Annotated in this window: 10 protein-coding genes, 2 tRNA genes and 1 pseudogene; 6 read left to right on the top strand and 7 right to left on the bottom strand. The window is 73.0% G+C overall.

From position 1 onward, the window contains the following. Window positions 1-64 precede the first annotated feature (64 nt). On the top strand, window positions 65-1,072 hold the full coding sequence (locus ACIQ9E_RS22575) for an RNA polymerase sigma factor SigF (protein ID WP_403709676.1): 1,008 nt from the start codon (window positions 65-67) through the stop codon (window positions 1,070-1,072). 169 nt (window positions 1,073-1,241) lie between these two features. After that, a complete protein-coding gene (locus ACIQ9E_RS22570; protein ID WP_403709674.1) occupies window positions 1,242-2,087 on the top strand; it encodes a hypothetical protein in 846 nt (281 codons plus the stop codon). A gap of 36 nt (window positions 2,088-2,123) precedes the next feature. Here ACIQ9E_RS22570 and ACIQ9E_RS22565 read toward each other — a convergent pair whose 3' ends face one another. Continuing rightward, on the bottom strand, window positions 2,124-2,348 hold the full coding sequence (locus tag ACIQ9E_RS22565) for a hypothetical protein (RefSeq protein ID WP_403709672.1): 225 nt from the start codon (window positions 2,346-2,348) through the stop codon (window positions 2,124-2,126). Window positions 2,349-2,608: 260 nt separating this feature from the next. Between ACIQ9E_RS22565 and ACIQ9E_RS22560 the strand changes: the two genes are divergently transcribed. Both ACIQ9E_RS22560 and ACIQ9E_RS22555 read left to right on the top strand, forming a co-directional pair. Then, entirely contained in the window at window positions 2,609-3,142 is a 534-nt protein-coding gene (locus ACIQ9E_RS22560; protein WP_403709670.1) for a MarR family winged helix-turn-helix transcriptional regulator, read from the top strand. Between the two features lie 94 nt (window positions 3,143-3,236). Beyond that, a complete protein-coding gene (locus tag ACIQ9E_RS22555; RefSeq protein ID WP_403709668.1) occupies window positions 3,237-4,883 on the top strand; it encodes an MDR family MFS transporter in 1,647 nt (548 codons plus the stop codon). Between the two features lie 25 nt (window positions 4,884-4,908). Here ACIQ9E_RS22555 and ACIQ9E_RS22550 read toward each other — a convergent pair whose 3' ends face one another. From ACIQ9E_RS22550 to ACIQ9E_RS22525, 6 genes and pseudogenes are all read right to left on the bottom strand, one after another. Continuing rightward, window positions 4,909-5,841 (bottom strand): TetR/AcrR family transcriptional regulator, encoded by a 933-nt coding sequence (locus tag ACIQ9E_RS22550; RefSeq protein WP_403709666.1) that lies wholly within the window; start codon window positions 5,839-5,841, stop codon window positions 4,909-4,911. A 226-nt stretch (window positions 5,842-6,067) separates the two neighbouring features. Further along, window positions 6,068-7,642, bottom strand: a complete 1,575-nt coding sequence (locus ACIQ9E_RS22545) for a DHA2 family efflux MFS transporter permease subunit (protein WP_403709664.1) — start codon at window positions 7,640-7,642, stop codon at window positions 6,068-6,070. 99 nt (window positions 7,643-7,741) lie between these two features. After that, window positions 7,742-8,062: pseudogene (locus ACIQ9E_RS22540) on the bottom strand (winged helix-turn-helix domain-containing protein); the annotation flags it as partial. 156 nt (window positions 8,063-8,218) lie between these two features. Then, window positions 8,219-9,094, bottom strand: a complete 876-nt coding sequence (locus ACIQ9E_RS22535; RefSeq protein ID WP_403709662.1) for a DUF2797 domain-containing protein — start codon at window positions 9,092-9,094, stop codon at window positions 8,219-8,221. A 353-nt stretch (window positions 9,095-9,447) separates the two neighbouring features. After that, window positions 9,448-9,520, bottom strand: a tRNA-Arg gene (locus ACIQ9E_RS22530). Window positions 9,521-9,739: 219 nt separating this feature from the next. Next, window positions 9,740-9,830 (bottom strand) — tRNA-Ser (locus ACIQ9E_RS22525). 293 nt (window positions 9,831-10,123) lie between these two features. Between ACIQ9E_RS22525 and ACIQ9E_RS22520 the strand changes: the two genes are divergently transcribed. Next, entirely contained in the window at window positions 10,124-10,600 is a 477-nt protein-coding gene (locus tag ACIQ9E_RS22520; RefSeq protein ID WP_403709660.1) for an SSI family serine proteinase inhibitor, read from the top strand. Window positions 10,601-10,766: 166 nt separating this feature from the next. After that, window positions 10,767-14,825 (top strand): PAS domain-containing protein, encoded by a 4,059-nt coding sequence (locus ACIQ9E_RS22515; protein ID WP_403709658.1) that lies wholly within the window; start codon window positions 10,767-10,769, stop codon window positions 14,823-14,825. Window positions 14,826-14,935 lie beyond the last annotated feature (110 nt).

Below are 14,935 nucleotides of genomic sequence, written 5' to 3'. Positions count from 1 at the left end.
GGGCAGGCTGCGTTCCTCCGTTGGTCGCGGCCACCGCGACCGACCGCGACCTCAAGGGGGTGGCATGTCCGCAGAACAGGGCAGCTCGAAGGTGCTCACGCTCACGCCCGCGTCCACGTCGGAAGCGACCGCAACGCCGATGCCGGAGGCGCTCACGGACCTCGCCGGACTGTCCGAGCCGGGGGCACCGGTTCCGGACACGCCGGTCGGCTCCGGCCCGGACGCGGGCGCCGAGTTCGGTGCCGTGACGCCCGGGACGTCCGGGACCACGAGTGCCGGGGGCTCGTCCGCGCCGGACGCCATCGACACCCGTACGCTGTCCCGCTCCCTGTTTCTGCGGCTGCGCGCCCTGGACAACCAGGGGACGGGTGAGAGCCCGGAGCGCACCTATGTCCGCGACACTCTCATCGAGCTGAACCTCCCCCTGGTCCGTTATGCGGCGGCCCGTTTCCGCAGCCGCAACGAACCGATGGAGGACATCGTCCAGGTCGGCACGATCGGGCTGATCAAGGCGATCGACCGGTTCGACTGCGAACGGGGCGTGGAGTTCCCGACGTTCGCGATGCCGACGGTCGTCGGGGAGATCAAGCGCTTCTTCCGCGACACTTCGTGGTCGGTGCGGGTGCCGCGCCGGCTCCAGGAGCTGCGGCTGGCGCTGACCAAGGCGAGCGACGAGCTGTCCCAGCGTCTCGACCGCTCCCCGACCGTTCCCGAACTGGCCGCGGTGCTCGGGGTGTCGGAGGAGGAAGTCGTCGACGGCCTCGCCGTGGGCAACGCCTACACCGCCTCCTCGCTGGACTCGCCCTCCCCCGAGGACGACGGCGGCGAGGGTTCGCTCGCCGACCGGCTGGGGTACGAGGACTCGGCGCTGGAGGGCGTCGAGTACCGCGAATCGCTGAAGCCGCTGCTGGCCAAACTGCCGCCCCGCGAGCGGCAGATCATCATGCTGCGCTTCTTCGCCAATATGACGCAGTCGCAGATCGGCGAGGAGGTCGGCATTTCGCAGATGCACGTCTCCCGGCTGCTGACCCGGACGCTCGCGCAGCTTCGGCAGGGCCTGACCGCCGACTGACCGCCCGGCCCGGCTCCGGTGGATCCCGCCGGGCCCCGGCCCGGTCCACGGGACGCGCCCTCGCCCCGATCCGTTCCGCCGCCGGCCGGGACCGGCCGATCCCGGCCGTTCCGCGCCGTGACCGGTCCCGCAGGTTCCTTACTGACGGATCGTCAGTCAGACTGAGCCGATGCGACGACGACGCCAGAAGGCAGTCCTCGCGGCGATGGCGCTCTGTCTGGGCGGGGCGTTCACCGCGGCGTGCGGAAGCGGAGACGACGACGGTTACGCGGCGGTCGGCCCGATCGGCCCCGAGAGCGCGTCCGGCGCCCCGGAGGGTGTGGTTCCGCCGAAAGGCGGGGTGAGCCTGCTCCCCCTGGAGCCGACCGGAACCCCTGTGGCCGGTGGCGCCCGGCCGCGGTCCGCGGATTCCGCCGCCTCGTCCGCTGCGACACCGTCGCCTTCCTCCAGCGCCCCGGGCGCCGGCCTTCCGTCGGTGCCGTCACCATCGGACCGGGAATCCGTATCCGGTGGTACGGAAGGGAGCACGGGCGGCGGTACGGCTCCGCCCACCGGCCCCCCGACCACGCCCGAAGGCCCCGACGGGCCCAACGGACCCGATCGACCCAACGGGCCCGACCGGCCCGGCGGTTCCGGCCCCGGCGGCCCGAAGCCACCCGGTTCCAGCCCGCCCACCGTCCCGCCGCCCGGTGCGAAGCCGCCCGCGGGCCCGGCGGTGATCACGACCGGTGCCCCCGCCCGGGCGCCCATGGACCGGCGCTGGTGCGAGCGGGTGACGGTCCAGTTCCACAACACCGGTGGCAGGGCGGCCGCTTCGGGCACGGTGACCTTCGGCACGCACATCATCGGCGCACTCGGCATCGACTGGGCCACCGTCACCACGCGGCAGCCGCTCCCGGCACCGATCGCGGCGGGCGCGGCCAGATCGGAGACGTACACCGTGTGCGTGGACGCGTGGCGCGTACCGCCGGGCATGCGCATCGAGACCCGGGACGTCCGGGCCCACTGGTCCTGAGACCGGCCGCCGTGGCTCAGGGACCGGCGCCGCGGATCAGGAGAGGGCGAGCCAGACGACGCCGCCGAGGACCAGCAGCCCGATCACCACTCCGGCGATCAGTCCGACCGGCGGTCCGGAACGCTCGGCGGCGGCGGCCCGGCGACCGCCGGTCCGCGGTGCGTCCTCGTCCACGAACGCACGGAACATCTGGGTACTGCCCGCGGGGTCGTGCGTGCCCTCGGGGCCCTGGCCGTGCGGAACTTGGGGGTTGTGTGCCATGGGTCCCGACCCTAGCGAACCCCCGATGACGGCCCAAGCCCCGGCCCGGCCACCCCGCCGCACGCCGGCCCGAACCCCAGCCCCAGCCCGAACCCAAGCCAGAACCCAGGCGCAGGCCAAAACCCGGCCGACGCCCGGCCGGTACCCGGTGATTCCTTGAGCATCCCTTTACTTCTGCAAGCCCCCTTTTCGTTTGCCTTGAGCAACCATCCACTTTATGGTTGCTCTAAGCAACAACTACTCTGGGGAGGATCCGGGCCATGGCCGCCGAGACCCTTTACGCGGAACTGGCCCGCCAGCTCAACTCCATCGGCGCGCTCCGCCGCGGTCTGCTGCGGGCGCTGCCCGCCGACTGTCCGTCGGGGCCCGCGGCAACGCTGTCCCTGCTCCACCGGCACGGCGAGATGAGGATGAGCAGGCTGTCGGAGCTGCTCGCCGTCGATATGTCGGTGACCAGCAGGCATGTGGCCCACACGGTGGACCGGGGCTGGGTGGAGCGCGCCCCCGATCCCGGCGACCGCCGCTCCAGGCTGCTCCGGCTCACCCCCTCGGGCACCGCCAAGCTCCGCGAGCTGCACCAGCGGAGTGCGGTGCTGTTGTCGCGGCAGCTCGCGGAGTGGTCCGACGGGGAGATCGGCGACCTGATCGGGATGCTCGAACGGCTGCGGCACTCCTTCACCGGGGAGCCGCGGGAACGGACCGGACCACCGGTGGGGGAGAAGCGGCCGGAGCACCCGGAGCCGTCGCGGCGGACCGGACTCCCGGAGGCCGTACCGCGGCGCACTCCCGCGTGACTCCCCGCACCCGCACAACTCGCCGTACCCGCGCGACTCCCCCGTATCGAACACCTCTCCACCCACCCCACCCCGAAGGACGGACCGGACGGACATGGCTGTGACCTCTCAGCGGGCCGGAACGGAGGCCGACGGCACCGCTCCGATGACCCACCGGCAGATCATGGAGGCACTCTCCGGACTGCTGATCGGTATGTTCGTCGCCATCCTGTCGTCGACGATCATCTCCAACGCGCTGCCGCAGATCATCACGGATCTCGGCGGCGGCCAGAGCGCCTATACCTGGGTCGTCACCGCGGCCCTGCTGTCGATGACGGCGACCACCCCGCTCTGGGGCAAGCTCGCCGATCTGGTCAGCAAGAAGCTGCTGGTGCAGATAGCCCTGCTGATCTGGATAGCGGGCTCCCTGCTGGCCGGCCTCGCGGGCAGCACCGGCGCGCTGATCGCCTGCCGGGTGGTGCAGGGCATCGGCGTCGGCGGTCTGAGCGCGCTGGCGCAGATCATCATGGCCGCGATGATCGCGCCCCGGGAACGCGGCCGCTACAGCGGCTACCTCGGCGCCACCTTCGCGATCGCAACGGTCGGCGGTCCGCTGCTGGGCGGGGTGATCACCGATACCGACTGGCTCGGCTGGCGCTGGTGCTTCTACGTCGGGGTGCCGTTCGCGCTGCTCGCCCTGGCCGTCCTCCAGAAGACCCTGCGGCTGCCGGTCGTGAAGCGGGACGTGAAGGTCGACTGGGCGGGAGCGACGCTGATCAGCGCCGCGGTGTCGCTGCTGCTGATCTGGGTGACGTTCGCCGGTGACAGCTACGCCTGGGCGTCCTGGCAGACGTTCGCGATGCTCGGCGGTACGGCGCTGCTGACCGCGGTCTTCCTGTACGTGGAGTCCAGGGCGGACGAGCCGATCATCCCGCTGCGGCTCTTCCGCAACCGGACCATCTCCCTCGCCTCCGCCGCCTCCCTCTTCGTCGGCGTCGCGATGTTCGCGGGCACGGTCTTCTTCAGCCAGTACTTCCAGCTGGCCCGCGGACTGTCACCGACCATGTCGGGCGTGGCCACGATTCCGATGATCGCGGGGCTGTTCCTCTCCTCCACCGTCTCCGGAAAGCTGATCACCCGGACCGGCCGGTGGAAGGGGTGGCTGCTCGCGGGCGGCATGCTGACGACGGCGGGGCTCGGTCTGCTGGGCACCATCCGCCACGACACCCCCTACTGGCACACGGCACTCTTTATGGCCGTCCTCGGTCTGGGCATCGGCATGACGATGCAGAACCTCGTGCTGTGCACCCAGAACCAGGTCACCGCGGCGGACCTCGGCGCGGCCTCCTCGGTCGTCACCTTCTTCCGCTCCCTGGGCGGTGCGATCGGGGTCTCCGCCCTCGGCGCGATCCTCGGTACCCGGGTCACGGGCTATGTGGAGGACGGGCTGCGCGCCCTGGGACCCGAGGGCGCGGCGGCCGGGCAGCGTGCGACGGCCGGGGGCGGGATCCCCGATCTCGACCTGGTGCCGGAGCCGGTCCGGTCGGTGCTGGAGAGCGCGTACGGGAACGGGGTCGCGGATGTCTTCCTCTACTCGGCGCCGTTCGCCCTGCTGGCTCTGGTGGTGACGGCGTTCATCAAGGAGGTGCCGCTCAAGTCCCGTACGGTCACCGGTGACACCGACACCGACGCCGACACCGACGCCGACACCGAGAGCGCGCCGGAGCCGGCCGTGACCCCGGCCGGAACCACGACGGGCTGACGGACCGGCCGGGTCCCGGCCCCGGTCAACCCGCCCGGCCGGCGCGGGCCACCATCGCCTCGACCCCCGCCAGGATCATCTCCAGGGCGAAGTCGAAGTCCCGGTCCCGCATTTCGGCCACGGTGGTGCCGCCGCGCGCGTCCATCATCTCGGCCGCGGCCTCCGCGTACTCGCTGAGTTCCGGAAGAGCGTTGACGGTGCCCATGGCACGGGCGACGTACTCGTCCTCGGAGATTCCGGCGGTGGCGCAATGGGCGACGAACTTCCCCTCGATGGTGCCGAAGCCGTAGACGAACTGGTAGATGGCGGCGAAACCGGCGATCTGCCCTTCGGGCGGCAATCCGGCGTTCCTGACGGCCTGGTGGGCGGCGAGGACGAAGGACACCGAGTTCGGCCCGATATTGAGGAAGTGACCGACGAGACCGGCGGTCCAGGGATGGCGGACGAGAAGGCCCCGGTACTCGGTGGCGAGGGTACGGAGCTGCTCGCGCCACTCGGTGGGGTCGGAGACATCGGGGAGCCGGACACCGCCGTAGACCGCGTCGAGGGCGTATTCGAGGAGGTCGTCCTTGTTGTCGACGTACCAGTAGACGGACATGGCGGTGACGTCGAGTTCGGCGGCGAGCCGTCGCATGGAGAACTTGGCGGCGCCTTCGGCATCCAGCAGCCGTACCGCCGTGTCCACGATCTTCCGGCGGTCGAGGGAGGCGGGCTGCGCCGACCGGCGGCCGCGCTCGGGACGTCCGCCGGCCTGCCAGACACTGGTCCGTACGCTGCTGACACCGCTCTCGGCACCCTTGGCACCCCTGGCGCCCTCGGCGCTCGCGCCGCTGCCGGACCGGCGTCCGCGGGCAGGAGCGGGTCCCCCGGCGTCCCCGGCTCCCCCGGCGGGCGCTCCGGCCTGCCCGGCCTGCCCGGATCGTTCGGGATTTTCCGTACGGTCGGCCGCGCTCACCATCGTGCCGCCTCCTTGCTCTCCAGGGCGTCCACCATCGGAGCCGGGACCCCGGCGGTGCGACGCTCCACCGTCCGTCCTCGCCTTCTTCGATGGTATGCGGCACGGGACGGGTGACGCGTGGAGGTCCGGGCGCGGCCGCACGGGTGTCCGGGAGTGCCCGGTACGGCGCGCACGGCCGCAGTAAGGGAACCCCGTCAGCCGCGGAAGCCCGCTGGAGCGGACCCCGTCACTGCGGCGCGCCCTCGGCGGGAGCCACCGCGGCTCCGGCACCATCCGCTGCCCCGGCCCCGGCCCCGTCTCCGTCCCGGCGCTCGGCGCGCCGGAGCAGCAGGGCGGCCAGCAGTCCGCCCAGGAGCACGGCGATCGCGCCGACGAGCTGGCTGGTCTCCAGGCCCGTGGCGAAGGCGTCTCCGACCGCGGCCCGTTCGGCCTCGCCGTCGGCTGCGGCGAGCGCGGCGGGCAGGGACGCGGCTCCCACCGCGGCCGGGACCAAGGCGGCGAACCGGGCGTTGAGGACGGCACCGAGGACGGCGACCCCGAGGCCGTTGCCGAATTCGGCGAGCGTGCCGTTGATCCCGGCACCGACCCCGGCCTTCTCCGGCGGTATGGCGCTCATGATGGCGTTGGCCATGGCGGGCATCGACAGGGCGACGCCCGTACCCATGACGACCAGTCCCAGCAGCATTCCGCCGTATCCGTCCCCGCCCAGCAGGGCGATGGCCGCCAGCCCGGCCGAGACCAGGGTCATGCCGAGGGCGATGGCCGCGGGCGTACCGATCTTCAGCACCAGCCTGGCACCGGCCCCGCTGAGGTTGACGAGGACGACCGCGAGGGCGAGCGGGGCCGTGCGCAACCCGGCGTCCAGGGCGTCGTACCCGAGGACGAACTGGAGGTGCTGGGTGAGCAGGAAGAGGGAGCCGGTCATCCCGAAGGCGACGAGGATCGCACCCGCGACCGCCCCGACGAAGCGCCGGTTGCGGAAGAAGTGCATGTCGAGCATGGGGTACGGGATCCTCAGCTCCCAGACCACGAACGCCGCCAGCACCGCGATGCCGGTCACGGCGGCGATCAGCACCTCGGCGGAGGTCCAGCCGTGGTCGGGCCCGGAGATGATCGCGTAGACGGCGGCGGTCATACCGATGGTGGAGAGCACCGCGCCCGCCAAATCGGGCCGGTCACCCTGCGGATTCTTGGACTCCGGCACCAGGGCGGCGACGGCGAACAGCCCGAGCGCGGCCACCGGCAGGTTAATCAGGAAGATGGCGCCCCACCAGAAGTGGTCGAGCATGAACCCGCCCAGCAGCGGACCGCAGGCGAACCCGAGGGAGCTGACGGTCGACCAGATGCCGATGGCCTTGATCCGCTCGGTGTCGTCGAAGATCTGGACGATGACGGCGAGGGTCGTGGTGAGCAGCAGCGCGCCGCCGACGCCCATGCCGGCGCGGGCGGCGATGAGCTGGGCGGAGGTCTGGGAGAGCCCGGCCGCCAGCGACCCGGCGCCGAAGAGGACGAGCCCGGACAGGAGCATCTTCTTCCGGCCGTAGCGGTCGGCGGCGTTGCCCGCGGTGAGCAGCAGTCCGGACTGGACCAGCGAGTAGGCGTTGATCATCCACTGGACGTCGGAGGTCGAGGCGTCCAGTTCCCGGGTGAGGGAGGGGATGGCGACGTTGAGCACGGTGTTGTCGATCAGGACGACGAGCTGGGCGAGACAGATCACGCCGAGGATCAGCCAGCGCTGGGGGTGTCCACCGGATGGCTTGAGGGTCTTGCCGGGCCCGGACGTAGTGGCGGGAGCAGCCATACGGGCACCTCCTTGTACGGTGTAGGGGAGCAGTCGCTGTACACCGTACAAGGATTCTTCTACGCCGTATAATTATTTTCCCCGAAGGACCTCCGGGGCCTACCGCCCGCTGCTCCCACCACTCTCAGCGGGCCGGATCAGATACCCCGACCCCCGCCGGGTGTGGATCATCGGCGACCGCCCGGCGTCGATCTTCTTCCGCAGGTAGGAGACGTACAGCTCGACGATGTTGGCCTGCCCGCCGAAGTCGTACGACCAGACGCGGTCGAGGATCTGCGCCTTGCTGAGCACCCGCCGCGGATTGCGCATCAGATACCGCAGCAGCGCGAACTCGGTCGCCGTCAGCCGGATCGGATCGCCGGACCGCCACACCTCCCGGCTGTCCTCGTCGAGAACGAGGTCCCCGACCACGAGCAACCGGCCGGAGGAATGCTGCGAGGGGCCGCTCCGCGCGGGGCGGACGAGGGCCTGGTGCGTTGTCGGCGTCATGGACGCGACGCTAGGCGGCGCCGCTCAGAAGCCCCTTGCGGCAGCATGGGAATTCCCTGAGAAACGGACCGGACCTAAGGGCTGCCCTTAGAAGAGCCCGTCCTGGGTGCCGCCGCTGCGGGCGGCGGCGTCGGCGAGGGGGACGGAGACCCCGCTCGCCGGATCGGCGCCGACGAGGGACCAGCCGGCCAGCAGCCGGGTGTCGAGGACGACCTGCCGCCCTTCACCGATGCCGAGATGGAGATCGGGCCCGGCGACGGCGACCAGGGTCCCGGCGACGGCACCGCCGTCGACGAGCTGCCGGACGACGGGCGCGGTCGGGGCGAGCCGGTCGAGCCCGAAGGCCCCGGCGTGGTCCGAGGGTTCGTACGGCAGCGGGTGGAGCGTCTCCGTCCAGCCGCCGACCCCGAGGGCCCGGCGGTGCAGCTCCTCGACCTCGGCGGCGCGCTCGGCGGGATCGGCAGCCAGCAGGGGCCGTACGGCGCGCTTCTCGGCGTACGCGATACGGTCCGGGACCCCGAGCGCGCTCCGCAGCACCTCCTCGGTGCGCCGCGCGGCCATCAGCGGACCGCGCCCCAGCCAGCTGAACACCACGGCCCCCTGCTCCAGCAGCCGGGCCGGGCCGCGCTCCTCGGCGGTGATCCCCACCTTCACCATGCCGGGCCCGAACCAGGCCAGATACACCCGGTACGTCCGCGGATCATCGGGCACACCGTCGGCGGCCACCGACCCCACCCGGTCCAGCGCGGCGCACTCCCGGCACAGGGCCCGCGCCGCCCGCCCGGGCACCCCGGCCCGCAGCGGACACGGATTCCCCCGCGCCCCGACACACACCCGCTCCCCGTCGGCCCGGAACCCGAGCCGCTTCCCCGGCGTCAACGGGCTGATCCGCCCGCCCTCCCACCGCAGCACCGCTATCCGCGCCTCGGCCGGCCAGCCAACCCCGGTGCACCGCCACGTCATACGCACCTCCGGCGCACACTGCCACGACCAGAACGACCAAAAAGACCAAAAGGCCCCGCATGAACACAGGGACGAAAGCGCAGAGGGTACCCGAGGCAACCGACTCCCCCGGCCCTGCCCACCACATTCCGGCCGCCCCGGAACGCCCACCCACCCCTTACCCGCCCACGTCAGCCCCGAACACCCGGACCTCCGCCCTGTCCGAAACCCCTCACCACCCCGACCACCCACCGGGGCCGGGATCCGGCCGTCCCCCACCACCGCCCGCCCCGGGCGTTCCACCGCACCCCACCGCACTGCGGCCGGAAAACACCAGAGGCCCCGGACTCTCGCCCGGGGCCTCTGGCTTGCTGTGCACTCGGCAGGATTCGAACCTGCAACCTTCTGATCCGTAGTCAGATGCTCTATCCGTTAAGCTACGAGTGCTTACTTTGCTCCGCACTTTTGGGCTTTTCTGCCCGGTCGGCGTTGCGGGAACAACATTACATGACCTGCGCCGTCACGCGAAATCCATTAGCCGCACCCCTTCTGACCTGCACAAATGCCTTCAGGAGGGCCTCGGCGGTTCCCTCGGACGAGGGAGGCCGGGCGGCCGGGAAACACCAGAGCCCCGGGCGGGGCCCGGGGCTCTGGTGATCTTGACGGCGGAGGCGGAGGGATTTGAACCCTCGATGGGCGGTAAAACCCAAACCGCATTAGCAGTGCGGCGCCATAGACCGGACTAGGCGACGCCTCCAGCACCACCGCGCGGGCGCGAGTGGTGTGCAGATGATGACACAGTCACGCGGCGTGTCACCAATCGCCGTCCACGGTACTAGGCGCGCGGGGCCGAGAGCAAAGCAGATCCGGGGCCCCGAAGCGGCCCCCGGCGGCGGTCCGGGCGGGGCCGGGACGGGGCCGGGACGGGGGTTCGGGCGCAACGCCGGAGGGGTGGGCGCGTTAGACGCGGTGGGGCTTCGGGGCGGGCCGCCGTGCGCGGCGGGCTCCGGGGCCGGTTCCGTACCTCGTACGAACAGAACAGGAGCGCCCATGCTGCGCCGCATCGCCCTCACCGCCACCGCCTCCGCCGCCGTACTCTCCGCCTTCGCGGGGTCCGCGGCCGCGTCGTCGCCCGCCTCCCTGCTGCCGGTGCCGCTGCCGCCGCTGTTCGGGCAGTCCGAGGACCGGCTGACGGTCGTGGTGTCGGAGACGGGCAACTCCCTGATCGACGGGCGGTACGAGCTGGACTGCGGGCCCGCCGGGGCCGAGGCGGCCGCGAGCGGGAACCATCCGGCGGCCGAGGAGGCGTGTGCCCGGCTCGACGAGCTGGCGCGGGCCGGGGAGGACCCCTTCGCCCCGGTCGGCCGGGACACCTTCTGCACCCAGCAGGCCGGCGGCCCGGCCACCGCCCATGTCACCGGCGTCTGGCAGGGCCGCCCGGTCGACGCGGCCTTCTCCCGGCAGAACGGCTGCGAAATCCACCGCTGGAACAACCTCACGCCGGTCCTGCCGAGCCCCGGGGCGTAGCCGGCGCCCGAGGCCGGGGGCGTACCCGAAAAGGTCACGGGGGGCACACCGGTCCCCCACACCCCGGGGGTGAGAGGTGCCCCTCATCCCCCGCTCCGCCGGACCCCCTGCCCTAGACTCCCTCCAGTGACAGGCTGATGTCCGTAGTTCAGGAGGAACCGTCGTCGTGAGCAGCAGGCCATCCCGAGGCGCTGCTCGCCTCGCAGCCATACTCGACGCACTTCCCGACGGTCTGGTGCTCGTCAACTGCAACGGCACCGTCGTCAACGCCAACACCATCGCCCTCGAACTCTTCGAGACCCCCGGCACCGCCCTCGTCGGCCGCGGGCTGCTCGACCTGCTGCCCGCCTTCGACTCGCGGCTGATCCCGGGTTCGATGCGGCGTCCGGAGGCCGCGGACGCCCGCGGCCGTACCAAGCCGACGCGGATGACCGCCCGGCGTACGGACGGCAGCGAGTTCCCCGTGGAGGTGACCAGCGCGAGCCTGGAGGACGGGCGCGAGGCGTACGACGCTCAGCACTCCCTCTACACGGGCGACGAGCTGCTGATGCTGGTGGTGCGGGATCTGTCGGGGACCGTGGACACCGAGGCGGAGCTGGCGCGTTCGCAGCGGCAGACGGAGATGATCCTGCGGGCGGCGTCCGAGGGCGTCGTCGGTACGGATACGGAGGGCCGGGTCGTCCTGGTCAATCCGGCGGCGGCGCAGATCCTCGGCTACCGCGCCAGTGACCTCGGCGGCCGTGAGCTGCACTCTCTGGTGCTGCACTCCCGCGAGGACGGCAAGCCGTTCCCGTACTACGAATCGCCGCTCGCGGACACGCTCAGGTCGGGCCGGAAGCACCGGGTCCGGGGGCAGGTGCTGTGGGCGAAGGACGGCTCGCGGGTGCCGGTGGATCTGACCACCGCGCCGGTACGGGACGGGGACCAGCTGGTCGGCGCGGTGATGACCTTCATCGACCGCCGGCCGGCCGAGAAGCTCGCCGCGCAGCACGAGGCCGCGCTCACCGAGCTGGCCGAACGGCACGCGGCCGAGCTGACGGAGACGACCGAGCGGCTGACCTCCGAGCACGAGCGGACCAAGGAGGAGTACGTCGCCGAACTGGCCGACAAGACCGAGCGGTACGCCGCCGATGTGGAGACCCGTGACGAACGCCACCGCGAGCTGGCGGAGCGGCACGGCCAGCTGACGGCGGTCCTCGGCGAGGCCCTGCGCGGGCCGCTGGAGGAACTCCGTACCGAACTGGGCACACTGGCCGCCGATCCCGCCGGGCAGCTCTGGCCGGAGGCGAACCAGATCCTCCACCATCTCGCCGCCGGATACGCCCGGATGACCACGCTCATCGACAATGTCCTCGCCTTCCAGCGGCTGGACACCGGCGAGGAGCGGCTCCACAAGGCGAACACCCTGCTCGACTCGGTCGTCGCGGCCGGGGTCGAGGGCGCGGTCGAGCTGATCGGTCCGGGCCGGGCGCAGTTCGCGGTGCATGCCCCGCCCATCGAGGCGGAGGTCGACGGGGTGCGGCTGGCGACGGCGCTGGCGCATCTGATCGCCGATGTCGCCGGGGTCGACGCGACCGGGAAGTCCCGGCAGCTCGCGATCGGCAACGGCCCCGCGGGCTATGCGGACTCCACGATCGTGGTCGCGGCGGCCCAGCGCGGCGAGGTCGTACGCATCGAGGTCCGGGGCCCCTTCACCGGCGGCGACGGGGTGCACCGGCCGATCGTGCGCGGGATCGTGACGGCGCACGGCGGGGTGGTGCAGACGCACGAGGTGCCCGGCGCGGGCGGGAGCGCGTATGTCCTGGAGGTGCCGATCGGCGCGGGTTCGGGCGCGGTCCCGGCTCCGGCGCCGGTCGCCCCGGACAGCGGCGGTCTCGGCGGCGGGGGCACGGCCGGCCGGCCCGGGCAGGCGCTCGCGCTGCCGGAACAGGCGTCGGGCGAGACCCTGGGCGGCGGTCGGCGGCGGGCCCGCCGGGGGTCCACGGACGCGTTCCTGGAGAGTCCCCTGGCGGCCGACCACGCGGGTGAGGGTGCTGTTGCCGCAGGTGGTGAGGGCAGTGAGCTGATTCCGGCGCAGGACTCGGGCGGTACCGGGCGGCGGCGCGGGCGGCCGAGTCCTGCGGAGGGCGCGGTCGCGGCCGCGGAAACCGGGACGGCCGGGACGGCCGGGACGGCCGCGGTGGCCGTACCGCCGCAGGGCATGGGCATGGGTACGGGACCGGATGCAGGTACGGATCCGGGCGCGGAGCAGGCGGCGGGGCGCCGGGCGCGGCACAGCGGTGTGCCCGAGCTGCCGGTGGCACCCGGGCTGGTTCCGGCGGCGGGGCCGGGGATGTCGGCACCGGTTCCGGCCCAGGGCATGGCGCAGAGTGCGGGGCAGGGGGGCGCGGCCGGAGGGCGGCGCGCTCGGCGTGCGCTGGCGCCCGCGCCGGCAGCGGACGCCGCGAGCGCCGGAGCGCCGGATCCGCAGGTACGTACCGCCTTCGCGCTGCCGCCCGCCGACGCGGACCGTGCGTCGGAGGCCGGTGACACGAGTGGGCACGGGATTCGGCACGAGACGGCCCGGTTCGGGCCGGGGGGCGACCAGCACACGCCGCCGCAGCCGCATCCCCTTCCGGGGCCGGTACCGGTGCCGGTACCCGGGCAGGGTTCCGGGCCGGTTCCGGCGCCGACGGGGCGTCGCAGGGGGCGTCCGGAGCACGGTGCGGCCGACGACACGGCCGGAGCCGGGTTCCCCGGTGCCGATGCGTCTCCCGGGGCTCCGACGGTTCCGGTGACTGTGGCTCCGGGGACTCCCGAGGCCTCGGAGCCGACGGAGGCCGTGGTGGCCGTGGTGGCTGCTGCCGGCGCCGAGGCGCCCGCGCCGTCCGACGCCCCGCAGCCGGCAGCACAGCCGCAGACCCAGGCACAGGCACAGGCACAGGCACAGGCACAGGCACAGGCAGAAGCACAGGCACAGGCTCCTTCGCAGAGCACCGGCTCGTTGTCGCTGCCGCTGCCGCCCGCGGAGCCCGTACCGGCCGCCCGTCCGGCCGGTGGGCCCACGGTCCGTCCGGCCGCACAGCCGCTGCCCGCGGAGACCCCGTCCGGTTCCGTCCCCCTGCCGCCCGACGCTTCGCAGGGCCGGGCCTTCAGCGTGCGCGCCCTCGGCCAGGGCGGGCCGGCCCGTACCGCGGCGGCCGCACCCGGCCCCGTACCGCCGCAGCAGCAGTCGTCCGGTTCGGGACGGCGCCGCAAGCTCGGCACTCCGCCGACCGCCGACCGGCCCGAATCCGCCGGCACGACGCCGACGCCCGCGGCCGGAACCCCCGTCCCGGTGCCGTCGCTTCCGGCCCCCGCGCCGCAGTCCGCACTGGACCGCGACGGCGACGCACCGGGCCGGGCGTACGCCATCAGCGCGCCCGACGAGGGTGCCGCGGAGGGCCCCGAGCCGCTGGACGGTCCGGGCGGTGCGGTCGAGGTCGCCAACCGTCCGCTGCCGCAGCCCGTCGACGACGAGCTGCCGCCCGAACCGCTCGACAACCCCCGCCGGCTGCTGGTCTGGCCCGCGCCCGACGTCTCCACCCAGCAGGCGCTCAGCGAACGCGGCTACCGTCCGGTCGTCGTGCACTCGCGCGAGGAGGTCGATGCCCAGATCGCGGCCTTCCCCGCCGCCCTGTTCGTCGACCCGCTGACCGGTCCGATCACCCGGACCGCGCTCCAGTCGCTGCGCCAGGCCGCCGTGGCAGCGGAGGTTCCGGTGCTGGTCACGGCCGGTCTGGGGCAGGCCACCCGGGAAGCCGCCTATGGCGCCGACCCCGCAGTCCTGCTCAAGGCGCTCGCCCCGCGCGACAGCGAACAGCACCCCTCCCGGGTCCTGCTGATCGAAGAGCACGAGGAGATCGCGCTGGCACTGACGGACGCGCTGGAACGGCGGGGCATGCAGGTCGCGCGGGCCGCGGCCGACGCGGACGCGGTCACGCTCGCTTCGCAGATGCGGCCCAACCTGGTCGTGATGGACCTGATGCAGGTACGGCGCCGGCGCGCCGGGATCATCGACTGGCTGCGCGCCAACGGGCGGCTCAACCGCACCCCGCTGGTCGTCTACACCTCCGCCGGGCTGAACCGGGCGGAGCTGCCGAGGCTGTCGTCGGGGGAGACCGTACTGTTCCTGGCCGAGCGGTCGACGAGCACCGAGGTGCAGTCGCGGATCGTGGACCTGCTCGCCAAGATCGGCACCAACTGACGGCTGCCGGGCCCGGGAGCCGCCGCCGTACGTCCGTACGGCGAGGGCCCGCCCACCGGTCCTGGGGACACGGAGGCGGGCCCTCGGCGTCGTACGGCTCCCTCGGCGTC

It is taken from the genome of Streptomyces sp. NPDC094448 (assembly GCF_044763775.1).
GTDB lineage: Bacteria > Actinomycetota > Actinomycetes > Streptomycetales > Streptomycetaceae > Streptomyces.
Note: the sequence above shows the minus strand (reverse complement) of the source record. Positions and strands in the feature narration are given on the sequence as shown.